The organism is Aeromonas sp. 55A (genome assembly GCF_051919665.1).
GTDB classification, from domain to species: Bacteria; Pseudomonadota; Gammaproteobacteria; order Enterobacterales; family Aeromonadaceae; genus Aeromonas; species Aeromonas veronii.
Map to the genome: position 1 here is coordinate 1,307,886 of NZ_JBQBEH010000008.1, position 24,615 is coordinate 1,332,500.

The window sequence follows — 24,615 nt, forward strand, 5'->3', positions numbered from 1 at the left end:
TCCCTTATTTGTTATGGAGCGGATTATATCTTAAACAGCATGCTAATTGTGTGGATTAGATGTATCTAATATTGGGGTTGGATCGCAATTTTCGGCAACAAAAAAGCGCATCACCCCGAGGTGATGCGCTTCCGCTAAAGATTCACTTGATTCCGCGAGCTTTGAGCAGTGCCTCTTTGAAATCGGGCACATGATCCTTGGCCAGACCGGGGATCATCGCCTGCTTGTCGGATTCCCGCATCTTGAGGTGATAGATCAGCATGTCGTCGGTCAGCTCGGACAGAGGCCCTTCAAATCCTGCTTCTTGGGCCAGTTTGGCAACAAACTGCACCAGGCTGAGATCCTGTTCCTTGATCCAGGCAGGCTGCAACAACTCCAGCAGCTCTTCGATACGATGACATTGCATAGACAACCTCTTTAATCTGTCACGTTAAATTCAGGCAACCTTACCCATCAAGGCTACTTCGATTCGATCCCGCCCATTATGCTTGGCCTGATACAGGGCCGCATCCGCTTTTTGGATCAAATCGGCGATTTTCATGCTGTTGTCCGGTATCAGTGTCGCAACACCAAAACTACATGTGACCCGACCGGAGACCAGCGATTTCTGGTGCGGGATGGCCAGCTCCTTGAGTGCCTGCCGGACATTGTCCGCCACCTGCAGTGCCCCCTGCATGCCGGTGCAGGGCAGCAGCAATGCAAACTCTTCGCCACCGTAACGGGCCGCCAGATCATCCTCGCGCCGCTCCACCTCGGCCAGCAAGCCAGCCACCTGTTGCAGGCAGTCATCCCCCAGCTGATGGCCGTAGAGATCGTTGAACTGCTTGAAGTAATCCACATCCACCAGCACCAGCGACAACGGCGCCCGGGCGCGATGGCAGCGCCGCCAGGCACGCTCCAGAGAGTCGTCGAGATGGGCGCGGTTGGCGATGCCGGTCAGGCCGTCGAGGCGGGAGGTGAGACGCAAATGCTCGGAGACCGCCTTCAGTTCGGCAACCAGCTCGGCGTTCGAGAAGCGGTGGTGGAGCGAGGCGATCTGATCCCGCCGCATCCGGCGCAGCAGGGTCGGCAGAAAGACAAACAGATAGCCCGCCAGCATGCAGGAGACAATCCGCTCCTGCTCGTTGCCATTGCCCAGCTCGAACAGCATCGCCATGCCCAGCGGCAGGGCGGAACCATAGAGGGTACGGCGGCTGCCAAACAGCATGATGGCGCTGCCGGTAAGAATGAGGCTGGAGAGCATCATCATGGCGGCCCGGTAGGTATCGGGCAGCTTGTCCATGTAGAGCAGCACCCCGAGAGCCCAGATGATGGAGGTGATGGTGGCTCCGATAAAGAGCTCCCGCTCCAGCACCGGCAACGGCGTCTGGTGCAGGCGGGCTCGGCGCCAGCGCAGGTGCCAGCCCCGACCCAGCAGCCACAGGAAAGTGCCTGCCAGCCAACCGAGCGCTTCGATGGCGGGTAGATAGTCGTGAAACAGCAGACTCCAGCCAAATGCCAACACGCCCAAACAGGGGAGACTGAACGATGCATGGGTATAGAGCTGGGCCATGATGGCCTGCTTAACCTGGCGTGTCACACTCTGGGTCAACTGAGTACTCCTGTACAAGAGCCGAGCAGTCTACCATTACCCCCTGACCCGCAACAATAAAGCGCCGCTTATTAAGAAGTTAATCAATCAATAACGATTTCTTCTGCGCTGGCAGGTGAGTCCTTGCTCACCCCTTCTCCAATTCGTCGAGGATCGGGCACTCGGGATTTTCATCCCCGTGGCAGCAGCAAACCAACCCTTCCAGGGAGGTAAGCATGGCCTGCAGCCCGGCAATGCGGGCGCGCAGATCGACGATCTTCTCCTGCGCCAGCTTCTTCACCTGGGCGCTGGTTCTGTGTTCGTCCCGATAGAGCGCCAGCAGCTCCTGACACTCCTCCAGATTGAAGCCGGTCTCCCGCGCCCGCTTGACGAAACGCAGCTCGCGCAACGCCCCCTCGGTGTAACTGCGATAGCCGTTGTCACTGCGTACCGGGGCTGTGATGAGGCCAATGCTCTCGTAATAACGGATGGTCTTGGCGGTCAGCCCTGTGGCCTTGGCAACCTTGCTGATATTCATTTATGCCTCCTTACTGATCGGGTTGGATGCTGGCCCGTGCGCCGCCCTGGGCTGCCAGCGTTTCAATAACAGGGAATTGCTCAAAACGGTAATGCTGCTCAGGGCCATGGCCGCCCCAGCCAGCTCGGGGCTCAGGTAACCCAGCGCCGCCAGCGGAATACCGATGATGTTGAACACGAAGGCCCAGAACAGATTCTGCTGTATGGTGCGCCAGGTCGCCGCCGAGATGTCGATGGCATCGGCCACCAACCGCGGGTCAGATCGCATCAGGGTGATGGAAGCAGTCTCCATCGCCACGTCGGAGCCGGAGCCCATGGCGATGCCGACGTCCGCCGCCGCCAGCGCCGGGGCATCGTTCACCCCATCCCCCACCATAGCCACCAGCCCGCGGGTTTGCGCCCGCAGCGCCTCTACTTTCTCCACCTTGCCAGCTGGCAGCACGGAGTCAAAGGCCCCGTCCAGTCCCAGCTTGGCAGCGATATGGGCCACGGGGGCCGGCGCGTCGCCGCTCACCAACCAGCTGGCAATGCCGCGCTGACGCAGATTGGCGATGGCATCCGGACTCTCCGGGCGCAGGGTATCGGCCAGCGCCGCGATGCCGGCGACCGTGCCATCAACGGCAACCCAAACCCGGGTCGCCCCATCGGCGGCTTGTTCATCCTGTTGCGGCTGATCAATGCCGAGCTGGGCCAGCAGGGAGCCATTACCGATGGCGACCCTATGGCCCGCCACCTGACCGACAATACCGGCACCGACCCGCACCTCCACCGCTTCCGGCTGGGGCAGCACGGCATCCTGACCGACCGCCTCGCGCATCGCCAGCGCCAGCGGGTGTTCGCTCGCCTGCTGCAGGGCGGCGGCCAGATGCAACTGCTCGTCATTGCCGCTCCAGCTGGCCAGCACAGGCTTGCCTTGAGTGAGCGTGCCGGTCTTGTCGAAGATCAGCGCCTTGATGGCGTGGGCCTTCTGCAGGGTATCGACATCCTTGATCAGAATGCCGTGGCGCGCCGCGACTCCGGTACCGGTGACGATGGCCGCCGGGGTCGCCAGCCCCAGCGCACAGGGGCAGGCGATCACCAGCACCGCCACAGCCGCCAGCAGGGCCTGAGCGAAGTCGTTGCCGATGGCGTACCACACCAGCAGGGTGAGCAGGGCTATGGCCATCACCACCGGTACGAACACGGCGGAGACCTTGTCTACCAGTTGCTGCAGCGGGGCCTTGCCCATCTGGGCACTCTCCACCAATGCGATAATCTTGCTGAGACTGGAGTCCTCCCCTACGGTAGTGGCTTCAATTTCCAGCACGCCGGAGCGGTTGATGGCGCCGCCCAGCACCTTGTCGCCCGCACTGCGCGGCACCGGCAGGCTCTCGCCGGTGAGGATCGACTCATCCAGCTCGCTGGCGCCGCTCACGATTTTGCCATCCACCGGCACCCGCTCACCCACCAGCACCCGCAGCCGATCGCCGCGCAGTACCTCATCGATGGCGACGCTCTGCCAGCTCTCGCCACGCCAGACGGTGGCAGTTTCCGGTCGCAGCGCCATCAGTTCGCGAATGGCGGACTGGGTGCTGCGGCGAGCTCTCGCCTCCAGCAACTTGCCGAGGGAGATCAGGGTAATGATGATGGCGCTCGCCTCGAAATAGAGCTTGCCGCTGGCGGCCATCCCCAACGTCAGCAGCAGATAGAGGCTATAGAAGTAGGCCGCGCTGGTACCGGTTGCCACCAGCACATCCATATTGGCTGCGCGGTTCTTGATGGTAAGCCAGGCGCCGCGATAGAAACGGGCCCCGATCCAGAACTGCACCGGGGTGGCGAGCAGCAGCTCCAGCCAGGCGGGCAGATGCAAGGGGAACAGTCCGGCCATGGCCAGCATCCCTACCAGCAGCGGTAGGGTGAGCAAAGCCGAGACGATGACCCGGGTTTGTGCCTGACGGGCTGTGGTGGCCTCCTGCGTTTCCCGCTCCAACAACTGCTGGCGACGGCCGCTGGCCGAGCCTTGTGCCAGCTGGGCGCCAAAACCGAGCGCTTCGATCTGCTCGCGCAAAGCGGCAGGCGTCCGCATCCCGGGGACCAGCACGATGCGGGCCTGCTCGATGGAGAAGTTGACGTCGGCAGAGATGACGCCGGGCAGCGCGGCCAGCATCTTGTTCAGTCGAGCCGAACAACCGGCACAAGTCATACCGGTAATTTGAAATAAAAAGGTCTCGCTGCCGTAGTCGTAACCCTGACTCTTGATGCTGTCGAGCACCGCAGGCAGGCGATCGGGGCTGGCCAGCTCGATGGCCGCCTGCTCCAGCGCGAAGTTGACGGTGGCTGATACCCCGTCGAGTTTGTTGAGGCTGGTCGCGATACGGCCTGCGCAGTTGGCGCAGCTCATGCCGCTGAGCGGCAACTGCAGATGAATGGGTGATTGAAGATGAGTGGTCATGTTGTTCCTCCCCGGAACCCGTCGGCACCACAAAACGCCGACTGGCAAACCCTAACCTTTACTGTAAGGGCAAGCTCAAGCCACATGATCCACTTTTTGCAGATGAAAAAACGGCGCCCGTTTGCTGCCAGAGAGCAAACGGGCGCCGCATTCAGCTATTGCGCGGTGTGAGCGGAGCTCAGATACCGTACTGGGCGCGGTAAGCCTTCATGGCCGCCAGTTGCGCCGCCAGTTCCGGCTGCTCGGCCTGCTTCTCTTCCAGCTTTTCTTCCAAATAAGCGATCAGGTCGCTCATCTGGATGATGGCGATGATGTGGGCGCCGTAGTCACGCTCCACCTCCTGAATGGCGGAGAGCTCGCCCTTGCCCTTCTCCTGACGGTCCAGCGCGATCAGCACGCCCGCCAGCGAGGCTCCGTTGGCCTGGATCAGATCCATGGATTCGCGGATGGCAGTGCCGGCGGTGATGACGTCGTCCACCAGCATGACGCGCCCCTTGAGCGGGCTGCCCACCAGATTGCCGCCCTCGCCGTGATCCTTGGCCTCCTTGCGGTTGAAGCACCAGGGCACGTCCACATCGTGCTGCTCCACCAGCTGCACGGCGGTAGCGGAGGCGATGGGGATCCCCTTGTAGGCCGGGCCAAACAGCACATCAAACTCGATACCGGCATCCATCAAGGCGGCGGCATAGAAGCGGCCGAGACGGGCCAGATCGCGGCCGCTGTTGAACAGACCGGCGTTGAAGAAGTAGGGGCTTTTACGACCGGATTTCAGGGTAAATTCACCGAATTTGAGGACCTGTTTTTCCAGGGCGAACTCGATAAATTGACGCTGGTAGGCTTTCATTCTGGCTCCTTGCTTGGCTTGTCGTTTACTTGTGTGGGGGTATAAAAAAACGCGGTCAATGCCGCGTTTTTAAAATCAGGAGAGCGACTGCTTCTGCAGCGCAATGATGTCGGCGATGCCGCCCTTGGCGAGCGCCAGCATCTCCAGCAGCTCTTCGTGGGTGAAGGGCTCGGCCTCCGCGGTGCCCTGCACCTCGATGATGCGACCATCTTCGGTCATCACCACGTTCATGTCGGTCTCGGCGGCGGAGTCTTCGATGTACTCCAGATCGCAGATGGCTTCGCCCTGATACATGCCGACGGAGACGGCGGCGATCATCTGCTTGAGCGGGCTCTGCTTGATCATGCCCTTCTCGACCATCCAGTTCAGCGCATCCACCAGCGCCACGCAGGCACCGGTAATGGAAGCAGTGCGGGTGCCGCCATCGGCTTGCAGCACGTCACAGTCAACTGTGATGGAGTGCTCGCCCAGCGCAGTCAGGTCTACCGCGGCGCGCAGGGAGCGGGCGATCAGACGGGAGATCTCCAGAGTACGGCCACTCTGCTTGCCGGAGGCCGCTTCGCGGTTCATCCGGGAGTGGGTGGAGCGCGGCAGCATGCCGTATTCGGCAGTCACCCAGCCCTGGTTCTTCCCTTTCAGGAAGCGCGGCACGCTGGTGTCAACGCTGGCGGTGCAGAGCACGCGAGTGTTACCGAACTCCACCAGCACTGAGCCTTCTGCATGTTTGGTGAAATTGCGGGTAATGGTAACCGGGCGAAGTTGCGCGGCACTGCGATCGCTTGGACGTGACATGGAACGGACCTCTGGGCTGGCTCAAATTGGCGGGGGATTATAAGTGATCCCGCCCCAAATATCAGCCGCTAAAACCACGGCATCGGCTGACGAGCAGTGCCGGGCTGAGTATACTGGCCGCACACTTCATCAAGCCCGGAACAATCAATGATTCACAGCATGACCGCCTACGCCCGCAAGGAATTCAAGGGCGACTGGGGCACAGCCGTTTGGGAAATTCGTTCGGTCAACCAGCGCTATCTGGAAACCTACATTCGCCTGCCGGAGCAACTGCGCAGCCTGGAACCGGTTCTGCGTGAGCGTTTCCGCGCCAAGCTGCAGCGCGGCAAGGTGGAGTGCAACCTGCGTTTTGAAGCCGCTCAGGCCGCTGCCAGCCAGCTGCACATCAATGAAGAGCTGGCCAAGCTCATCATCGACAGCGCCAGCTGGGTAATGAAAGAAGCGGGCCAGGGCCAGCTCAACCCGGTCGACGTGCTGCGCTGGCCGGGTGTCATGGCTGCCGCCGAGCAGGACATGGACGCGGTCGCCACCGAGCTGCTCGGCGGTTTTGACCAGACCATGGAAGATTTCCTCGCCTCCCGCGCCAGCGAGGGGGCCAACCTCAAGGCGCTGATCGAACAGCGTCTGGCCGGTATTCAGGTGGAAGTGAAGAAGGTGCGCGTCCACCTGCCGCAGATCATCGAGTGGCAGCGCCAGAAGCTCACCGACCGTCTGGCCGAAGCCAAGGTTGAGCTGGATCCGGCCCGCATCGAGCAGGAGATCGTGCTGCTGGCCCAGAAGATCGACGTGGCCGAAGAGCTGGATCGTCTGGAGATGCACATCAGCGAGACCAACAAGATCATGAAGAAGGGTGGCGCCTGCGGTCGTCGTCTCGACTTTATGATGCAGGAGTTCAACCGCGAGTCGAACACCTTGGGCTCCAAGTCCATCAATGCCGAAGTGACCCAGTCCGCCGTCGAGCTGAAAGTCCTCATCGAGCAGATGCGCGAGCAAATTCAGAACATCGAGTGATGAGTCGCTGACTATCCGGTTGTTACCTGCAAAAGAGCCCTTGATTCCTCAAGGGCTCTTTTATTTTCAGGCCATCGCACCTGTCGCCCGCCGCCGGTGAGTCAACGGCTGGGGAGCACCCTAGCCTATCGGCATCACCAGCGCTGGTTGGTGAGGGTCGCTCAGCCGCTCGGCCAGATAGTCCACCAGCAGCCGCACCTTGGGGGAGAGGTGGCGGTTATGGGGATAGAGGGCCCAGATCCCCTCGGCCGGGGCCCGCAGTTCCGGCAGCAGCTCGATCAGCTCGCCTCGGGCCAGATGGTCGCTCACGTAGTAGTCCGGCAGCTGGATGATGCCGATCCCCTTGAGCGCCGCATCCAGCAGGGCATGGCCGCTGTTGCACTGCAACAGGCCGCGCACCCGCACGCTGTGGGGGCGGCCATCCAGGGTGAAGTGCCACTCGTCGCTGTTGCCCACCAGGCAGGTGTGGCGGGTCAGCTCGGAGAGGCTGTTGGGCATGCCGTGGCGGGCGGTGTAGGCCGGTGAGGCGCAGACATAGGGCACCCGCTGCGCCAGCTTGCGCGCCACCAGCGTCGAATCCTTGAGGTGGCCAAGCCGCAGCGCCAGATCGTAGCCTTCATGCACCAGATCCAGCAGCTGGTTGGTGAGGTTGAGGGTCACCTCCAACTGGGGAAAGCGCACCATAAAGTCATTCACCAGCGGGGCGATGCGGCTCTCGCCGTAGGAGACGGGGGCCGTGATGCGCAGCGACCCTTGCGGCACCGCCTGATGGCGCCCCACCGCCAGCTCCGCCTCGTAGAGGTTGTCCAGCAGCTGGCGGCAGTGGCGATAGTAGATCTCGCCAAGCTCGGTGAGCCGCACCTGACGGGTGGTACGCAGCAGCAGCTTGGCCTGCAGCCGATCTTCCAGCTGTGCCACCTGACGGCTGACCTGCGCCACCGACACTCCCAGCTTGCGCGCCGCCGGGGTAAAGCCCCCCTGCTCCGCCACGCTGACAAATTCACAGATCCCTTCCCAACCGAACATTATTACCTGTGTGTAAAAGTGATTTGAGATTTGCCCTCATTATCACCAAATCGGCGGGAAACTACACTGAATGTCCGAACTCATCTCTGTTCACCCTGCTCAACAAGAAGGATGTCATTCATGGCACAGGTTCAAAGCATCAAGTGTAAAGCCGCCATCGCCTGGGGCCCGGGTCAGCCCCTCTCCATCGAAGAGGTCGAGGTCATGCCGCCGCAAGCGGGCGAGGTGCGGGTGCGCATCGTCGCGACCGGCGTCTGCCACACCGATGCCTTCACCCTCTCCGGTGAGGATCCGGAAGGGGTCTTCCCCTGCATTCTCGGCCACGAGGGGGGCGGCATCGTCGAATCCATCGGCGAAGGGGTCACCAGCGTCAAAGTCGGCGATCACGTGATCCCGCTCTACACCCCCGAGTGCGGCGAGTGCAAATTCTGCAAATCCGGCAAGACCAACCTCTGCCAGAAGATCCGCGCCACCCAGGGCAAGGGGCTGATGCCGGACGGTACCACCCGCTTCTCGAAAGATGGCCAGCCCATCTATCACTACATGGGCACCTCCACCTTCAGCGAATACACGGTACTGCCGGAGATCTCCATCGCCAAGGTGGACCCGGCCGCCCCGCTGGAAGAGGTCTGTCTGCTCGGTTGTGGCGTCACCACCGGCATCGGCGCCGTGATGAACACCGCCAAGGTGAAAGAGGGTGAGAGCGTCGCCATCTTCGGGCTGGGGGGCATCGGCCTCTCGGCGGTGATCGGGGCTCGTCTGGCCAAGGCCGGTCGCATCATCGCCATCGACATCAACGAGAGCAAGTTTGAACTGGCACGCAAGCTGGGCGCCACCGACTGCATCAACCCGAACGATTACGACAAACCGATTCAGGAGGTGATCGTCGAGCTGACCGATGGCGGCGTCGACTTCTCCTTCGAGTGCATCGGCAACGTCAAGGTGATGCGCGCGGCGCTGGAGTGCTGCCACAAAGGCTGGGGCGAGTCGGTCATCATCGGCGTGGCCGGCGCCGGCCAGGAGATCAGCACCCGTCCGTTCCAACTGGTGACCGGTCGGGTCTGGCGCGGCAGCGCCTTCGGCGGGGTACGCGGTCGCAGCGAGCTGCCGAGCTATGTGCAGCGCTACATGCAGGGTGAGTTCCGCCTCGATGACTTCATCACCCACACCATGGGGCTCGATCTGATGCACCAAGGCAAGAGCATCCGCACCGTCATCCACTACTGAGCATGATCACCCCGCCCGCTATCGTGGGCGGGGTGCAGGAGTCCTTTGATGAATCTGGAGATTATCAGCAGCAACAAGAGCTTCGGCGGCTGGCACAAGCGCTATCGCCACCAAGCCAGCGTGCTCGGCTGCGAGATGAATTTTGCCATCTATCTGCCGCCTCAGGCCCTCACCGGCCAGAAGGTACCCGTGCTCTACTGGCTCAGCGGCCTCACCTGCACCGATGAGAACTTTATGCAGAAGGCGGGCGCCCAGCGCATCGCCGACGAGCTCGGCATCGCCCTGGTGGCGCCGGACACCAGCCCCCGCGGCGACGGCGTAGCGGATGATCCCGGTTATGACCTCGGCATGGGGGCAGGCTTTTACGTCAATGCCAGCCAGAGCCCTTGGCAGGCGCACTACCAGATGTATGACTACGTCACCCGCGAGCTGCCTGACTTGATAGAGACCCACTTCCCGGTCTCGACCCGGCGCGCCATCAGCGGCCACTCCATGGGCGGTCACGGTGCGCTGATCGCCGCGCTGCGGGAGCCCGGTCGCTACCGCTCGGTCTCGGCCTTCAGTCCGATCTGCCACCCGAGCCGCTGCCCCTGGGGCCAGAAGGCGCTCGGGGCATATCTCGGCAGCAATCCGCTGTTGTGGCAGGAGTGGGATGCCTGCCAGCTGCTGCGCCACCAGCCGGTCACGCCGCTGCCAACCCTGGTGGATGTGGGGCTGGATGATCCCTTCCTCGCCGAGCAGCTGCATATCGATGCGCTGGCCGAGGTGGCCGCCAGCAAGGAGTGGCCACTGGAGCTCAACCTCCACGAGGGCTATGACCACAGCTACTACTTCGTGGCGAGCTTTATCGAGGCGCACCTGCGCTTTCACGCCCGCCACCTCTGATCAACACAGGCCCGTTGCGGGCCTGTTTCAGTTGTGGTGATCGGTTGATATCAGCTGCCGGCGCGGGTCACCCCGCCGGAGCCCACGATCTGCTGCTCCACCTCGGGGTCACCCCAGTAGGTGATGTTGCCAGTCCCTGCGATGCCGATCTTGAGCGTTTGCTGGGCCCTCACCTCCACATCACCGCTGCCGGCGATATTGACCTCGACCTCCTTGCCGCGCATTTCACTGCCGAGCACATCGCCAGCACCGGCAATGTTCAGCTCGATGCTGGCGGCAGAGCCGCTCCCCAGATCCAGGCTGCCTGCACCAGCGATGTAGCCTTTCAATCGCTGTACCTCCAGCTGGCTGGCGACGATACCACCTGTTCCCGCCACCGACAGCTCCAGCGCCTCGCCCTTGAAGCCGTGCAGATCGCCGTTGCCGGTACCTGCCAGCGCCATTTCACTGAGCTCTGGCAGGGTGATGGTGATCTCCAGCGGTTCGGTAGGCCGCAGTCGGTAACCATCCTTCACCTCGATCTCCAGCTTGCTGCCGCGCTCGGTCAGCTCCAGATAGGGCAAGAGATTTGCCTGCCCCTTGATGAGGATGCCGCGCTGCTCCCCTGCCACCAGATGGAGGGTAGCTGGAGTTCCCGCCAGCACTCGGGTCACCCGCTCGCCCAGTACCTGCTGGCGCTCGACCGGGACACCTTCCCCCTTGATCTCGGTGTCGGCAAAGACGTTGCAACCTCCCATCACCAGCGCCACCAAGACGCCAATCATCCACCGCATAACTGTTCTCCTTTTTATTTATTGATAAGCCACCTGACTGGCCCCGTTCGAAACCACAAAAATAGAGGCCGTATGAAACCACAGTTAGCAATGGCCATGCCAGACCATAACTATATGATTTTCAATAAAAATAAAATCAACAGTAAGATGTGATACGCACAAGAAGATCCATTTAGACCACCATTTGGCGAATTTGACCACCCCCTAACAGGCAGGTGGAGAGCTGGCTGGCGGGTCGTCCTGCCGGTCACTATGCTGACAGCCCGTGGAAGTTTTTGATTGCCCTGCCGGTCTGTTGAGCCAATAGTGGTACTTCGTGCGTACCAAGCTCTCCATTGCGGTAATGTCATTACCACTGTCTTGTCAGTCTTCACTGCCAACAAGGAGTCAGAGCGTGACCCAAGCAAGCCCTCTCTATGCCACCGCCACCGGTCTGCCGGAACCGACTCGCACCCCGTTGCTGACCGGCAGCGATCCCGAGCAGAAACGGCGCGAGCTGCTCGCCTACTTCTGCCAGACCTTCGATCTCTACGACTCGCTGTTCGACTGTCTGGCCGATGAGCGGGCCTGGTTCAACAAGGCGATCCCGCTGCGCCACCCGCTCATCTTCTACTACGGCCACACCGCCGCCTTCTTTATCAACAAGCTGCTGGCGGCACGCCTGATCGAGCAGCGACTGGATGCCCGCATCGAGGCCATGGTCGCCATCGGGGTGGACGAGATGAGCTGGGACGATCTGGACGAGACCCACTACGACTGGCCCAAGGTTACCGAGCTGCGCAGCTATCGAGCCAGAGTCCGTACACTGGTGTGCGACTTCATCCGGCAGATGCCGCTCACCCTGCCCATCGACTGGCAGAGCCCGGCCTGGGTGATCCTGATGGGGATAGAGCACGAGCGCATCCACCTCGAGACCTCCAGCGTGCTGATCCGCCAGTTGCCGCTCGCCTGGGTGCGGCCGCAGCCTTATTGGCCCGCCTGTACCGAAGCCCGCCACCGCATTGATCAGGTGCCCGCCAACAACCTGCTGCCGGTGGCAGGCGGCAAGGTGCGCCTTGGCAAGCAGGACGCCACCTACGGCTGGGACAACGAATATGGCGAGCGCCATATCGAGCTGGCCCCGTTTCAGGCCAGCCGCATGCTGGTGAGCAATGCCGAGTACCTCGCCTTCGTCCAGGCGGGCGGCTACGGCCAGCAACAGTGGTGGGATGAGGAGGGATGGGGCTGGTGCCAGTACGCCAAGGCGCAGATGCCCACCTTCTGGGTGGGTGATTCCACCAAGCCCGAACAACTGCAGCTGCGGCTGATGACCGAGCAGGTCGCCATGCCTTGGGACTGGCCAGTCGAGGTCAACCAGCTGGAAGCGGCCGCCTTCTGTCGCTGGAAGGCGGCCCAGACCGGACTCCCCATCCAGCTGCCGAGCGAGGCGGAGTGGATGCTGCTGCGCGAGCAGCTACCCGGCGATCAGCCGGACTGGACACAGGCCCCCGGCAATATCAATCTGGCCCGTTTTGCCTCCTCCTGCCCGGTGGATGCCTGCCCGCAAGGGGAGTTCTTCGATCTGGTGGGCAATGTCTGGCAGTGGACCAGCACCGCCATCGATGGCTTCGACGGCTTTAAAATCCACCCGCTCTACGACGACTTCTCCACCCCCACCTTTGATGGCAAGCACACCCTGATCAAGGGGGGCAGCTGGATCAGCACAGGTAACGAAGCGCTCAAATCATCCCGTTACGCCTTCCGGCGTCACTTCTTCCAGCATGCGGGTTTCCGCTATCTGGTCTCCCGTTATCAGGAACCCGTTATCGTGAATCCCTATGAAACCGACACGCTGGTCGCTCAGTACCTCGACTTCCAGTACGGCCCGAGCCACTTCGGGGTAGCCAACTACGCCAAGACGCTTGCTGATCTTGCTGGCGAGCTGTGCAGCAACCACCAGCGGGCGCTGGATATCGGCTGCGCCACCGGCCGCGCCAGTTTCGAACTGGCTCGCTACTTCCAGCATGTGGACGGGGTGGACTACTCGGCCCGCTTCATCGATGTGGCGCTGGCCCTCGCCAGTCAGGACAGTTTCCGCTACGCCATTCCGCTGGAGGGTGAACTGGTGGAGTATTGCGAGGCGCGCCTGTCGAGCCACGGGCTGGGGGCGAGTCAGGCTGAGCGCATCCACTTCAGTCAGGGGGATGCCTGCAACCTCAAGCCCAAATATGACCACTACGATCTGGTGCTCGCCTCCAACCTGATCGACCGGCTGCGGGAGCCCGCCCGCTTCCTGCGGGACATAGCACCCCGGCTGCGCAGCGGTGGCCTGCTGGTGCTCACCAGCCCCTATACCTGGCTGGCGGAATATACCCCGCCCGCCAACTGGCTCGGCGGCATTCGCGAAAACGGCGAGGCGCTCACCACCTATCAGGCGCTGCAACGGCTGCTGGCGGCGGAGTTCGAGGAGCACTGCCCGCCGCGGGATGTGCCCTTCGTCATCCGCGAAACCGCCCGCAAATACCAGCACACGGTGGCGCAGCTCACCGTCTGGCGCAAACGCTAATCCGCCGATCGGCATGCAGATGAGAAGAGGGAGGCCAACGGGCCTCCCTCTTGTTATGGCAATAAAAACGGCGCGAGTATCAATGCCCCTGCTCGTGATAGCGGCGGGCCAGCACGGCGCAGACCATCAGCTGGATCTGGTGGAAGATCATCAGCGGCAGCACCATCACCCCGACGCTGGCGGCCGGGAACATGACGTTGGCCATCGGCACCCCGTTGGCCAGACTCTTCTTGGAGCCGCAGAAGACGATGGTGATCTCGTCCGCCTTGTCGAAGCCGAGGCGGCGGCTGATCCAGACGTTCCAGCAGAGCACCAGCGCCAGCAAGACGCAGCTCAGCAGCACGATACTGGCCAGATCGTACCAGCCTACTTGATGCCAAATCCCCTGCACCACCGCCTCGCTGAAGGCGACATAGACCACCAGCAGAATGGAGCTCTGATCCAGCTTGCCGATGAGCGGGCGATGGCTGTCGACCCAGCGGCCAATGAGCGGGCGCGACAGGTGGCCCACCACGAACGGCAGCATCAGCTGCATCATGATGGACTGGATGGAGTGCCAGGTGTCGACCCCCTCCCCTTGCACGTGGATCATCATCCCCACCAGCACCGGCGAGAGGAAGATGCCGAGGATGCTGGAGGCCGAGGCGCTGCACACCGCCGCCGACACATTGCCCCCCGCCATCGAGGTAAAGGCGATGGCCGACTGCACGGTGGCAGGCAGGGCGCAGAGATAGAGGAAGCCGAGGTAGATGGCCGGGCTCAGCCAGCCCGGCACCAGCGGGGTGAGCAGCAGCCCCAGCAGCGGAAACAGCAGGAAGGTGCTGAGCATCACCACCAGATGAAGCCGCCAGTGGCCGAGGCCTGCCAGCAGGTTCTGGCGCGACAGCTTGGCGCCATGCATGAAGAACAAGAGCGCCACCGCCAGCTTGGTCAGCAAACCGAACCAGACAGCCACCTGCCCCTCGCAGGGAAAGAGGGAGGCAAGGGTGACCACCGCAATCAGCACAACAGTAAAGGGATCCAGACGCACGAAAGGTCTCCATCAGAAGGGCATCCTGCAGCCGTGGCGACAGTCAGGATTGGGGAGGACAAGAAACAGAGCGGGAGATGTCTGGCACCTCCCGCTAAAACGAACCTCCAGCTTACCCCGATAACGGAGAGGCGCAACGTTGTGCAGCGGTTAATTGTTCATCAATGCTTAACGCCTTTGCTTTGTCGAATAGCGGAAGTTGCTGACCCGCGGCCAGATAGCGCCAAACCGGCGCTAAATGGATAAAAAAACGGGCGACCAAGGCCGCCCGTCCCGCTTTTTCGCTCAGCCGATCAGCGCTGGCTGGCCAGCTTGCCGCTGCCCGTTTTCTTCTCATTGCCGACAAGCTTGCGAGCCTGCCGCGTCTCGAAGCGGGAGATCCACCAGTAGGCCAGTGCCGAGAAGACCGCGGTCATAAAGACGTTGATGAAGAAGGCGCGCACCAGATCCACCCCGGCCGGGAAGGCGGAGGCGCTCATGCTCACCACGAAGATGGCGATCAGCACCGACACCACGCCCATCCCGAACTTGCGCGACCCCATGCGGAAGTCGCGGGGTGTGTCGTCATGTTTCCAGCGGAACACGAAGTAGGCCACCATGATGAAGATCGGCGGCAGCATGGCGGTGCCGGCGGTGAGGTTGATGGCGGTGTTCATCATCTGCTGCACCGACTCTGAGCCGAAGCCGTTGACCACCAGCATCGCGAACACGAAGACAAACTGCCACCAGGCGGCGCGCACCGGCACGCCGTGCTTGTTGAGCTGGGTGGTCTTCTCGCCGTAAACCCCCTGCGGGATCTCGGAGAAGTGGATCTTCACCGGCGCCGAGGTCCACATCATCATGGAGCCGAACATGGCGATGAACAGCACCACGCCGACAAAGCGGCCCACCAGCGCCTCGGAAAGCCCGAAGTACTGGGCCATGCCGGTGAAGATCTCCACCATGCCGCCGGCATAGGTGAGGCTCTCGCGCGGTACGAACACGTTCACCAACAGGGAACCGACCGCATACATGGCACCGATGACAATGCCGGCACTGATGATCACCTTGATGAAGGACTTCTGGCCGCCCTTCACGTCATTGAGGTAGGCCGCCGCCGTTTCGGCACCGCCCGCCGCCTGGAAGATCCAGCACATGATGCCGAGGGTCGCCCAGTTGACGGTGGGAGTCATCGCCTCCAGCGTGATGGGCTGGGCCGGCACATGATCGCCACTCAGAGCCATCAGGGCGCCCAGCACATAGATGGCGAACAGGGCAAATACACCGTAGGCCACTATTTCGGCAATCTTGCCGAGCCAGCTCGCTCCCTTGGTGGAGATGTGGGTCGCCGCCGCAAACAGCACGATGGAGATGATCGAGGTGACCATGGGCGAGAAGCTGTACTCATAGCCCAGCATGGCGTAGGAGGCGTAGGCGATGACGTTGGGCAGCAGGGAGACGAACCAGAACAGGTTTACGAACCAGTAGAGAAACGAGCCCAGATAGGCCATCCGGGTGCCGAGCGGTTTTTTAAGCCAGTCGTACATCCCCGACTCGGAGTTTTTATTGGCCGAGACGAACTCGGCAATGATGAAGACGAACGGAATGAAGTAGACGATGGTCGCCAGCAGGAAGATAGGGGCGGAGCTGAGCCCCAGCTCGATGTTGTTGTTGACGATGTTGCGCACGTTGAACACGGCGGCAAAGGTCATCGACAACAGGGCAAACTTGCCTATGGTGCCGCGTACGGATTCAGACATGGTGTCCTCCAGTGGACTCGCGCTCCCTGCGGGTAACGCTGTGACTCTGTGATGTGTTCGGCAAGGGTCTGTCGGCCCCGCGCTTTACTCTCTTGTTATGATCGGGCCGCGTGGACGGCCTCGTTGGTAAACCGGTGCCGTATCCCGCACCGGCTCGCAATACCAGTCAGACGATCGGGGTGCCCGGCGCCATCGGCACCCGCGGCTGCAACAGCACGCTCTGGCTCTCGTCCGGGGTCTCGGCGCAGAGCAACATGCACTCGGAGCGCTCACCGCGCATCCTGGTGGGCTTGAGGTTGGTCAGTACTACCACCTCGCTGCCCATCAGCTCCTCTTCGCTGTAGTAAGGCACCAGACTGGTGACAGTCTGCAGCGGCCGCTCGCCACCCACGTCGATCTGGACGATGTAGAGTTTGTCGGCCCCGGGGTGGCGCACCACCTCCAGCACCTTGCCCACCTTCATCTCGACCCGTTTGAATTCGGCAAACTCGATCGTCTCGCTCATGCTCTTTTCCTTTTCTGGTTCAACGGTTTGCGGGTGGCCAACGGCCACCCGGTTTGATTGGGATTAAAAGCCGTGCCTATGGCGTCTGCATGGCAACCTGCGCCGTCGGCTGGGCCTCTTTCGCGCGCGCTTCGGCGCTGAGGGAGGCCTCGTATCTGTTGTATTTCCACCAGGCGAAGCCGAGGAAGATCACGATCCCGCCGACGTTGTAGAAGATGATGGTCATGATGTCGGCGCCGGTCGGGAAGGTGGAGGCGAGGAAGCCCACCGAGAAGATGGCGATCAGCACCGAGACCACGGCGATGCCGGTGGTGCGCGACCCCATCCTGAAATCCCGCGGCAGGTGATCGAGCTTCAGACGCAGATTGAGGTAGGCCAGCATGATAAACAGCGGCGGCAGCATGGAAGCGGCGGCGGTCATGTTGATGACGGTGTTCATCAGATCCTGCGCTGTGTTGGAGCCCAGGGTCGGGATCACCATCAGCGGCAGCACGATGAGATACTGGATCCAGGCTGCGCGGGCGGGCACGCCGTTCTCGTTCAGCTCGACGGTTTTCTTGCCGAAGATGCCGGCCGGGATCTCGGAGAAGAAGATCTTCACCGGGGTCGCCGTCCACATCAGCAGGGAGCCGAACATGGCGGTGAAGGAGACCAGCCCGACGAAGCGGTTCATCAGGATCTCCGGCAAACCGAAGTAGGCCGCCAGCCCTTCAAACACCTGCACCGAGCCGCCGGTATATTTCAGGGTACCGCTCGGCACGAACACGTTGATCAACAGCGAGGCGATGGAGTAGAGCACGCCGATAAAGATCCCGGCGACGATGATCACCTTCACGAAGGATTTGGATCCCCCTTTCACGTCATTGACGTAGACCGCCACTGACTCGGCGCCACCGGCTGCCATAAAGATCCAGGTGGTGATGCCGAGGAAGGCCCAGCTGAAATCGGGGACCATGGCCTCTACCGTGATGGGATCAGCCGGCTGCACGCCGCCCACCAGTGCCGCACCTGCTAGCAGGATGTAGGAGAGGGTCAGCAGCAGCATCAGGGACGAGGTCACCGAGGTGATGGGGCCGAGCATCTTGGCGCCGTTGGTGGAGACGTAGGTGGCAAAGGCAAACAGCACCATGCTCAATGCCGTGGTCGCCACCGGAGTGAGAATGTACTCGTAGCCGAGGAAGGCATAGGAGGCGTAGGCGATGACCCGCGGCAGCAGCGAGGTGAAGAAGAACAGGTTCACGAACCAGTAGGTGTAGGCGGAGATAAAGGCCCAGCGCCCGCCGAGGGAACTCTTCACCCAGGCATACACCCCCGCTTCGGAGTTTTTGTTCAGTGACACAAATTCCGCAATGATCAGGCAAAACGGAATGAAGTAGAAAATGGTGGCCAGAAAGAACATCGGGGCCGAGGCCAGACCGATTTCGATGTTGTTGTTGATGACGTTGTTGAAGCTGAATACCGCTGCGAAGGTGAGCGACAGCAGACCAAACTTGCCTATCGTATTGCGTTTGGAATCAGACATGGTGCATCTCCAGACCTGTAGTTATCTAGCGAAAGAGCGGGGCATTGGTTGTAGGGTGAGCCCCGCCCTTCCGGCTTTTATCAGTGCAGAACCGGCGGCTTGTTATTTGTTCTTGAAGTAGCCGCCTTCGACGGTGACCTTGATGATCACCTTGCGCACCGGCCCGTCGCCGACAAACCTGTAAGCCTCGTCGTTCTCGAAGATCACCACCTGCCCGTTGCCCACCTGCTGGCGCTCACGCACCTCGCCGGCCAGCCACTCGCGGTCGGTGGTGTCGTCATAGGCCTGCTCGACCCGCAGATCCGGCTTGGCAGCCCACTCCACCGTCTCTTCCCCTTCCAGGTAGTAGTGGACGTCGAAGTAGCGGCGCTGCCCCTCGAACAGTGAGGTGGCCGGGCTGGCCCCCTCCTGCAAGCGGTAGGTGAGGGAGTCACCGATGGAGTGGCAGATGCCGGGCTTGAGGTTCGGCAGGTTGTTGATGGCCTCCACGCAGCGGCCCCACTTCTTGCCCTCCCGGTAGATGTTTTTGAACAGGGTCAGGTTGTCCAGGGTGATCATGCGAGGTTCCTCCCGCCGTTGATGGTGAGATCGAGCCCGGCCAGCGCAGCCGGATTGAGGTTGCCACGGGCGATGGGCAGCAGGGTCAGGCCGAAGCTGAACGGCTCGAAGCGCACCCGCCAGGAGTCCAACACCTCGGAGCCCCAGGAGTTGGAACCGAGCCCCAGCACCTTGTGATCCAGATTGAGGGTGAGATAACCGCAGGGCTCCAGCTCGTTGATGTGCTGCGCCGCGTGGATATGCTCCCAGCTGTAGGGCCAGACGCTCAGGTTGATGGGGGCATCGGGCCGCACGTAGAGACCGGCGCCGTGACGGTTGGTCAGGGTCGCCCAGCGCACCTGCTGGCGGTTGCCGTTGTCCTGCGGGAAGGGGTAGTGCTCCCACATCTCGCCGACTGTGCTCTGGAAGCTGTCGATCCAGTTGCTCTGGCGGCTGTCCTGATAGTTTTCACCCGGCCCCATGCCGTAGTAGTGCACCCGGTCGAGATCCTGACGAATGCCCAGCTCGAAGCCGATCTTGGGGATGATGTCGTCATAACCGCCGTAGGGCTGGCCGTAGAGTGCCACGTGCAGCTGGCCATTCGGGCTCAGGGTGTAGACGTAACGGCAGCGCATGCCGAAGTCGAACACCGGCGGCGCGATCAGGCTTTCCACTGTCACCTCGACCGCCTCACCCAGCTGACGCCAGCTTAAGGTGCGGAAGTGCTCCTGCATGATCTGCAGGTGGTTCGGGTGCCACAGGCTCTCGTACTCCTGCTTGTGGTTGTCGATCATCGGCTTGAAGAAGGTGAGACGCGGCGCCCGCTCGATAAGCTCATTGCCATCCAGCTGCCAGCTCACCAGCTTGCCGTCGAGGCGCGAGAAGCGCAGGACGAAGCCGCTGCCGCTCAAGGTCAGCGCGAGCCGCTCGTCGGCAATCTGCAACGGAGTGGCGTTGGGATTGGCAAAGGGCTGCAGCTGGCGAGTCGACTCTTTCAACCGGAACTGGTACTGGCCCAGCTGGTGCTCCGCCGCGCTGTAACGGGTGGCGGTGGCCTTGATGACCCGCAGCTGGACGAAGGTTTCCCGCCCATCGAGGGATGGCAGTTCGAGTTGCAACTCTGTGGTGGCACCGGGAGCCACCCCTTCCAGCCGGATTTGCTGGCTGGCCAGCAGCTCGCCTTCGGCCTTCACCTCGACCAGCAGGCGGATGTCGTCGAGAGTGGAGAACCAGTAGCGGTTTTCCACTGCCAGCTTGCCGCTGGCCAGATCCAGAGCGCGCACCTTGACCGGGCAGATCACCTGCTTGTATTCGCGCAGGCCAGGTCCCGGGGTCTGATCCGGATAGATGAGGCCATCCATGCAAAAGTTGTAGTTGTTGGGGTAGTCGCCGTAGTCGCCGCCGTACTTGTAGACGGGGCGGCCCTGCTCGTCCTGATCCAGAATGCCGTGATCACACCACTCCCAGATGTAGTGACCCTGAATGTGGGGATGACGGTCGAACACCTGCTGATATTCGTTGAGGCCACCCGGGCCGTTGCCCATGGCGTGTGCGTATTCGCAGATAATGCGCGGCTTCTCCATCGGGAACTCGCCGAAGCAGTTCATCTGGGAGACGCGCGAATACATGGTGCTCACCACATCCACCACCTCGGCATCGCGATCCTCTTCGTAATGCACCAGCCGGGTCGGGTCGATCGCCTTGCAGCGCTGGTACATGGCTCTGATGTTGCAGCCGTAGCCGGACTCGTTGCCGAGCGACCAGATGATGATGGAGGGGTGGTTCTTCTGAGCGTGCACGTGGCGTTCGATGCGATCCACGAACACCGGCTCCCAGAAGGGGTCATCGGTGATGCGGCTGAGATCGCCGACGTTGGCAAAGCCGTGGGTCTCCACGTCGGTCTCCGCCATCACAAACAGACCGTACTGGTCGCACAGCTCGTAGAAGCGCGGGTCATTCGGGTAGTGGGCGGTGCGCACCGAGTTGAGGTTGTGCTGCTTCATCAGCACGATATCGCGCTCCACTCGGTCCATACCGACCGCACGGCTCTTGAGGTGGTCGTTGTCGTGACGGTTCACCCCGTGCAGCTTGAGGTAGTGGCCGTTGACGTAGAAGAGGCCATCCTTGACCTTGATTTCACGCACCCCGACCCGCTGCGGGATCACTTCCAGCAGCTCGCCCTGACCGTTGTAGAGGGAGAGTTGCAGCTGGTAGAGGTAAGGGTCTTCGGCGCTCCACAGATGGGGGTTGGCCAGATCCAGCGTGAAGCGGCAGTCACACTTGCCATCGATGGCGAGATGGTCGAGCGAGCCGCTGGCGATCTCGCTGCCCTGATCCAGCAGGGACCAGACCAGACGGTGATCACGGGCGGCCGCCCCCAGGTTCTCGAGCTGGATATCGCAGCTCAGGGTAGCGCTCTGATTGTCATCGGCCAGCGCGGTGCGGATGAAGAAGTCCTGCACATGGGCGGCCGGTTTGCCCACCAGATAGACGTCGCGGAAGATCCCCGCCATCCACCACATGTCCTGATCTTCGATATAGGTGGAGTCGGCCCACTGCATCACCCGCACTGACAGCAGGTTCTCGCCAACCTTGGCGTAGGCACTGATATCGAACTCGGCGGTGAGACGGCTGCCCTTGCTGAAGCCCACGTAGTGGCCGTTCACATAGACCTCGAAGTAGGTCTCCACCCCGTCAAACTTGATGATCACCTGCTCGCCGCCCCAGGCCGGGCTCAGCGTGAAGCTGCGCTGATAGGCGCCGGTGGGGTTGTTGGTCGGCACGAAGGGCACGTCGATGGGGAAGGGAAAACCTTCGTCGGTGTACTGCAGCTGGCCATGTCCTTCCATCTGCCACATGTTGGGCACAGTGATCTGGTCCCACTCGCTCATGGGGCTGTGATAGAAGGCCTCCGGCACCTGCAGGGGGTGGTCGAAGTAGCGGAACTGCCACTGGCCGCCAAGGCTCAGAAAACGGCGGCTCAGCTCGCGCTGCATGGTGGCCGCCAGCGCGTGGTCGGCATAAGAGAAGAAGTAGGCACGCGGGGCCAGCCTGTTTTCACCAACGAATTGGACGTTTTCCCAGTTATTCACATGTCCTCCCGGAACAAGGCAACGTTAACTGGGTAAACTCTAGATAAACATTTACTAAATATCAGCTTTGGATTGGTAAAGTTTTAACCTGATCACAATGAACAGATGGTTTTGTGAGCGAGATCAGAAGCGGGAGATAAAGGAGGGCAAGATATGGATGAGTGGCATAGATGTTGATAGCCTTTGGCTGAACTGCAATAAAATCAACTATAAAACAATATGATATGACGTCACGGGATGATATGGGAAATAAGTTTACTTGGGAGAGGAGTCGCACCACCGCAAGATGGCACGACTAAAACGCAGAACGTTTTACTAAAATCAGCGAGTAGTGCCACGCAGGGTCAACTTGCTCGGTACCAGCACCCGAAGGGGAATATCCCGCTCGTCTCGCAGCCGCTCAACCAGCAAATTGACCCCCTGGGAGCCCATCAACTCGGAATGGATCCGCACCGTAGAGAGCGGCGGGAAGGTGAACTTGGCGGTCGGGATATCGTTGACGCTGATAAGCTCGATCTGCTGGGGAATCGTAGTCCCTTCTCATGAATGGCACGCAACACACCAATCGCGATGGAGTCGGAGGCGACAAACAGCGCCTTGGGCCAATCCCCTGCCAGCATCTCCTTCGCCAACTGGTAGCCGGAGGCGCTGGAGAAATCGCCGCGATAGAGATCGCTCTCCTGCACCACCCCCAACCGCTGGCCATACTCCCGGAAGGCCAATTCACGCAGATCCGGGCTCTCATCCTGGCCACCGATATAACCGATGCGCTGATGCCCCTGCGCGATAAAGTAATCGACGACCTGCTGGCTGATCAGGGCAAGATCCACATCGACCGAGTCGAACTCTCCCTGTGAACGGCAGTCGACAAACACCAGCTGGCTGGAACAAGCCCTTAGCTGGACGAGACGTTCGGCTGTGAGGGTACCGACCACCAGAATGCCATCCACGGCGCTCAGTTCGCGCCCTTCACCGCAGTTGTAGAGATGGGTCAGTTCGATATTGAGGCGGGCACTCTGGGTCTCGATGCCATAACGGATAGCGAGATAGTAAGGGTCGTTGACCTCGGTACTCTGGGGATAGGCATAGACCACCAGAAAGTGCAGCTTGCTCTTGTGCACCCCCTTTCGGGCGCTGCTGGTCTTGTACTCAAGCCGTTCGGCAATCTCGAAGATCCGCTGCTTGGTCTCTTCCTTGACGCTCAGGCTGGGATCCTCGTTCAGTACCCGGGATACCGTGGCGAGAGAAACCCCCGCTTCCTGTGCAATTTCCTTCAACGTAGCCATCAATACCTCGCTGGCAGCATCACGTGTTAATCGGCAACGGCTAAAGAGTAACGGGCAATCCCTTGATAGCCCAGCACTTTTACTAAAATGCCGGCGGCAGTGCAGTTTTTGGAAGACAGAAATGCAAAAAGGCCTCCCGAATGGGAGGCCTCTTCTAAATAGGTGCCTGACAGTGTCCTACTCTCGCATGGCGAATGCCACACTACCATCGGCGCTACCGCGTTTCACTTCTGAGTTCGGCATGGGATCAGGTGGTTCCACGGCGCTATTGCCGTCAGGCAAAAGCTTTTAAAACTAACTTGAAAATGGTGCTGATACCCAGAATCGAACTGGGGACCTCATCCTTACCAAGGATGCGCTCTACCGACTGAGCCATATCAGCACACTAACCGGTAAAGACCACGCTGGGCGTAATCTTGAAATTGGGTGCCTGGCAGTGTCCTACTCTCGCATGGCGAATGCCACACTACCATCGGCGCTACCGCGTTTCACTTCTGAGTTCGGCATGGGATCAGGTGGTTCCACGGCGCTATGGCCGCCAGGCAAATTCTTCAATCTGAGAAAGCTGATGTAAGTAGTTTCGTATTCGTTACAAGGCTCGAAACACTTCTTGGGTGTTGTATGGTTAAGCCTCACGGGTAATTAGTATGGGTTAGCTCAACACGTCGCCGCGCTTACACACCCCACCTATCAACGTTGTGGTCTCCAACGGCCCTTTAGGACCCTCAAGGGGTCAGGGATGACTCATCTCAGGGCTCGCTTCCCGCTTAGATGCTTTCAGCGGTTATCGATTCCGAACTTAGCTACCGGGCAGTGCCACTGGCGTGACAACCCGAACACCAGAGGTTCGTTCACTCCGGTCCTCTCGTACTAGGAGCAACTCCCTTCAATCATCCAACGCCCACGGCAGATAGGGACCGAACTGTCTCACGACGTTCTGAACCCAGCTCGCGTACCACTTTAAATGGCGAACAGCCATACCCTTGGGACCGACTTCAGCCCCAGGATGTGATGAGCCGACATCGAGGTGCCAAACACCGCCGTCGATATGAACTCTTGGGCGGTATCAGCCTGTTATCCCCGGAGTACCTTTTATCCGTTGAGCGATGGCCCTTCCATTCAGAACCACCGGATCACTATGACCTACTTTCGTACCTGCTCGACCTGTCCGTCTCGCAGTTAAGCTGGCTTATGCCATTGCACTAACCTCCTGATGTCCGACCAGGATTAGCCAACCTTCGTGCTCCTCCGTTACTCTTTGGG

18 protein-coding genes, 1 tRNA gene, 3 rRNA genes and 1 pseudogene (1 of these 23 cut by a window edge) are annotated in these 24,615 nt (G+C 60.9%); 4 read left to right on the forward strand and 19 right to left on the reverse strand.

Going from position 1 to position 24,615, the window contains the following annotated elements:
• Positions 1–142 precede the first annotated feature (142 nt).
• The 6 genes from ACTG2G_RS10105 to rph form a co-directional block, all read right to left on the reverse strand.
• Complete coding sequence (locus tag ACTG2G_RS10105; RefSeq protein WP_005339598.1) at positions 143–406, reverse strand: YihD family protein; 264 nt, start codon at positions 404–406, stop codon at positions 143–145.
• A 30-nt stretch (positions 407–436) separates the two neighbouring features.
• Complete coding sequence (locus tag ACTG2G_RS10110) at positions 437–1,591, reverse strand: GGDEF domain-containing protein (protein WP_005339596.1); 1,155 nt, start codon at positions 1,589–1,591, stop codon at positions 437–439.
• 127 nt (positions 1,592–1,718) lie between these two features.
• Positions 1,719–2,108 carry a Cu(I)-responsive transcriptional regulator gene (gene cueR, locus ACTG2G_RS10115; RefSeq protein ID WP_005356117.1) on the reverse strand — a complete coding sequence of 130 codons (390 nt, stop codon included), beginning with the start codon at positions 2,106–2,108 and terminating at the stop codon, positions 1,719–1,721.
• A complete protein-coding gene (locus ACTG2G_RS10120; protein WP_421386754.1) occupies positions 2,109–4,538 on the reverse strand; it encodes a heavy metal translocating P-type ATPase in 2,430 nt (809 codons plus the stop codon).
• A 178-nt stretch (positions 4,539–4,716) separates the two neighbouring features.
• On the reverse strand, positions 4,717–5,382 hold the full coding sequence (gene pyrE / locus ACTG2G_RS10125) for an orotate phosphoribosyltransferase (protein WP_421286503.1): 666 nt from the start codon (positions 5,380–5,382) through the stop codon (positions 4,717–4,719).
• A 75-nt stretch (positions 5,383–5,457) separates the two neighbouring features.
• Positions 5,458–6,174: a ribonuclease PH gene (gene rph, locus ACTG2G_RS10130; RefSeq protein WP_005339589.1), complete on the reverse strand. Its 717-nt coding sequence runs from the start codon at positions 6,172–6,174 to the stop codon at positions 5,458–5,460.
• A gap of 147 nt (positions 6,175–6,321) precedes the next feature.
• Here rph and ACTG2G_RS10135 point away from each other — a divergent pair, with 147 nt between their 5' ends.
• On the forward strand, positions 6,322–7,185 hold the full coding sequence (locus ACTG2G_RS10135) for a YicC/YloC family endoribonuclease (protein ID WP_005342032.1): 864 nt from the start codon (positions 6,322–6,324) through the stop codon (positions 7,183–7,185).
• 120 nt (positions 7,186–7,305) lie between these two features.
• Here the strand turns inward: ACTG2G_RS10135 and ACTG2G_RS10140 are convergent, their stop codons facing one another.
• Positions 7,306–8,211 (reverse strand): LysR substrate-binding domain-containing protein, encoded by a 906-nt coding sequence (locus tag ACTG2G_RS10140; protein ID WP_019446199.1) that lies wholly within the window; start codon positions 8,209–8,211, stop codon positions 7,306–7,308.
• A gap of 120 nt (positions 8,212–8,331) precedes the next feature.
• Between ACTG2G_RS10140 and ACTG2G_RS10145 the strand changes: the two genes are divergently transcribed.
• Together ACTG2G_RS10145 and fghA are read left to right on the forward strand one after the other, a co-directional pair.
• Entirely contained in the window at positions 8,332–9,438 is a 1,107-nt protein-coding gene (locus tag ACTG2G_RS10145; RefSeq protein ID WP_439985396.1) for an S-(hydroxymethyl)glutathione dehydrogenase/class III alcohol dehydrogenase, read from the forward strand.
• A 48-nt stretch (positions 9,439–9,486) separates the two neighbouring features.
• Entirely contained in the window at positions 9,487–10,323 is an 837-nt protein-coding gene (gene fghA / locus ACTG2G_RS10150; RefSeq protein WP_439985397.1) for an S-formylglutathione hydrolase, read from the forward strand.
• 50 nt (positions 10,324–10,373) lie between these two features.
• Here the strand turns inward: fghA and ACTG2G_RS10155 are convergent, their stop codons facing one another.
• A complete protein-coding gene (locus tag ACTG2G_RS10155; RefSeq protein WP_421386751.1) occupies positions 10,374–11,096 on the reverse strand; it encodes a head GIN domain-containing protein in 723 nt (240 codons plus the stop codon).
• A gap of 394 nt (positions 11,097–11,490) precedes the next feature.
• Between ACTG2G_RS10155 and ovoA the strand changes: the two genes are divergently transcribed.
• Positions 11,491–13,641 carry a 5-histidylcysteine sulfoxide synthase gene (gene ovoA / locus ACTG2G_RS10160; RefSeq protein WP_421386750.1) on the forward strand — a complete coding sequence of 717 codons (2,151 nt, stop codon included), beginning with the start codon at positions 11,491–11,493 and terminating at the stop codon, positions 13,639–13,641.
• Positions 13,642–13,720: 79 nt separating this feature from the next.
• Here the strand turns inward: ovoA and ACTG2G_RS10165 are convergent, their stop codons facing one another.
• The 11 genes and pseudogenes from ACTG2G_RS10165 to ACTG2G_RS10215 form a co-directional block, all read right to left on the reverse strand.
• The gene (locus ACTG2G_RS10165) at positions 13,721–14,671 is read right to left on the reverse strand and encodes a bile acid:sodium symporter family protein (protein WP_421386749.1); all 951 of its coding nucleotides are present in this window, start codon (positions 14,669–14,671) and stop codon (positions 13,721–13,723) included.
• 293 nt (positions 14,672–14,964) lie between these two features.
• Positions 14,965–16,410, reverse strand: a complete 1,446-nt coding sequence (locus ACTG2G_RS10170; protein WP_421386748.1) for an amino acid permease — start codon at positions 16,408–16,410, stop codon at positions 14,965–14,967.
• A 166-nt stretch (positions 16,411–16,576) separates the two neighbouring features.
• Entirely contained in the window at positions 16,577–16,915 is a 339-nt protein-coding gene (locus ACTG2G_RS10175; protein WP_026080427.1) for a tRNA-binding protein, read from the reverse strand.
• A 76-nt stretch (positions 16,916–16,991) separates the two neighbouring features.
• Positions 16,992–18,437, reverse strand: a complete 1,446-nt coding sequence (locus tag ACTG2G_RS10180; RefSeq protein WP_206877759.1) for an amino acid permease — start codon at positions 18,435–18,437, stop codon at positions 16,992–16,994.
• 102 nt (positions 18,438–18,539) lie between these two features.
• Positions 18,540–18,995, reverse strand: a complete 456-nt coding sequence (locus ACTG2G_RS10185) for a beta-galactosidase subunit beta (RefSeq protein ID WP_421386746.1) — start codon at positions 18,993–18,995, stop codon at positions 18,540–18,542.
• Positions 18,992–22,066 carry a beta-galactosidase subunit alpha gene (ebgA, locus tag ACTG2G_RS10190; RefSeq protein WP_421386745.1) on the reverse strand — a complete coding sequence of 1,025 codons (3,075 nt, stop codon included), beginning with the start codon at positions 22,064–22,066 and terminating at the stop codon, positions 18,992–18,994. The genes ACTG2G_RS10185 and ebgA overlap by 4 nt, the downstream gene beginning before the upstream one ends.
• Before the next feature lie 321 nt (positions 22,067–22,387).
• Positions 22,388–23,352, reverse strand: a pseudogene (ebgR, locus tag ACTG2G_RS10195) (transcriptional regulator EbgR).
• A 164-nt stretch (positions 23,353–23,516) separates the two neighbouring features.
• Positions 23,517–23,631, reverse strand: a 5S ribosomal RNA gene (rrf, locus tag ACTG2G_RS10200).
• Positions 23,632–23,658: 27 nt separating this feature from the next.
• Positions 23,659–23,734: transfer RNA gene (locus ACTG2G_RS10205), tRNA-Thr, on the reverse strand.
• Positions 23,735–23,780: 46 nt separating this feature from the next.
• Positions 23,781–23,895: ribosomal RNA gene (gene rrf, locus ACTG2G_RS10210) — 5S ribosomal RNA — on the reverse strand.
• Positions 23,896–23,973: 78 nt separating this feature from the next.
• A 23S ribosomal RNA gene (locus ACTG2G_RS10215) occupies positions 23,974–24,615 on the reverse strand; it runs 2,248 nt beyond the window's last position.

Coding starts and splice junctions, on each gene's coding strand:
- ACTG2G_RS10185 (WP_421386746.1), bottom strand. CDS start 18,995: ATGATCACCCTGGACAACCTGACCCTGTTCAAAAACATCTACCGGGAG.
- ACTG2G_RS10175 (WP_026080427.1), bottom strand. CDS start 16,915: ATGAGCGAGACGATCGAGTTTGCCGAATTCAAACGGGTCGAGATGAAG.
- ACTG2G_RS10145 (WP_439985396.1), top strand. CDS start 8,332: ATGGCACAGGTTCAAAGCATCAAGTGTAAAGCCGCCATCGCCTGGGGC.
- cueR (WP_005356117.1), bottom strand. CDS start 2,108: ATGAATATCAGCAAGGTTGCCAAGGCCACAGGGCTGACCGCCAAGACC.
- ACTG2G_RS10120 (WP_421386754.1), bottom strand. CDS start 4,538: ATGACCACTCATCTTCAATCACCCATTCATCTGCAGTTGCCGCTCAGC.
- ACTG2G_RS10180 (WP_206877759.1), bottom strand. CDS start 18,437: ATGTCTGATTCCAAACGCAATACGATAGGCAAGTTTGGTCTGCTGTCG.
- ACTG2G_RS10140 (WP_019446199.1), bottom strand. CDS start 8,211: ATGTTCGGTTGGGAAGGGATCTGTGAATTTGTCAGCGTGGCGGAGCAG.
- ACTG2G_RS10105 (WP_005339598.1), bottom strand. CDS start 406: ATGCAATGTCATCGTATCGAAGAGCTGCTGGAGTTGTTGCAGCCTGCC.
- pyrE (WP_421286503.1), bottom strand. CDS start 5,382: ATGAAAGCCTACCAGCGTCAATTTATCGAGTTCGCCCTGGAAAAACAG.
- ACTG2G_RS10135 (WP_005342032.1), top strand. CDS start 6,322: ATGATTCACAGCATGACCGCCTACGCCCGCAAGGAATTCAAGGGCGAC.
- ACTG2G_RS10155 (WP_421386751.1), bottom strand. CDS start 11,096: ATGCGGTGGATGATTGGCGTCTTGGTGGCGCTGGTGATGGGAGGTTGC.
- rph (WP_005339589.1), bottom strand. CDS start 6,174: ATGTCACGTCCAAGCGATCGCAGTGCCGCGCAACTTCGCCCGGTTACC.
- ACTG2G_RS10170 (WP_421386748.1), bottom strand. CDS start 16,410: ATGTCTGAATCCGTACGCGGCACCATAGGCAAGTTTGCCCTGTTGTCG.
- fghA (WP_439985397.1), top strand. CDS start 9,487: ATGAATCTGGAGATTATCAGCAGCAACAAGAGCTTCGGCGGCTGGCAC.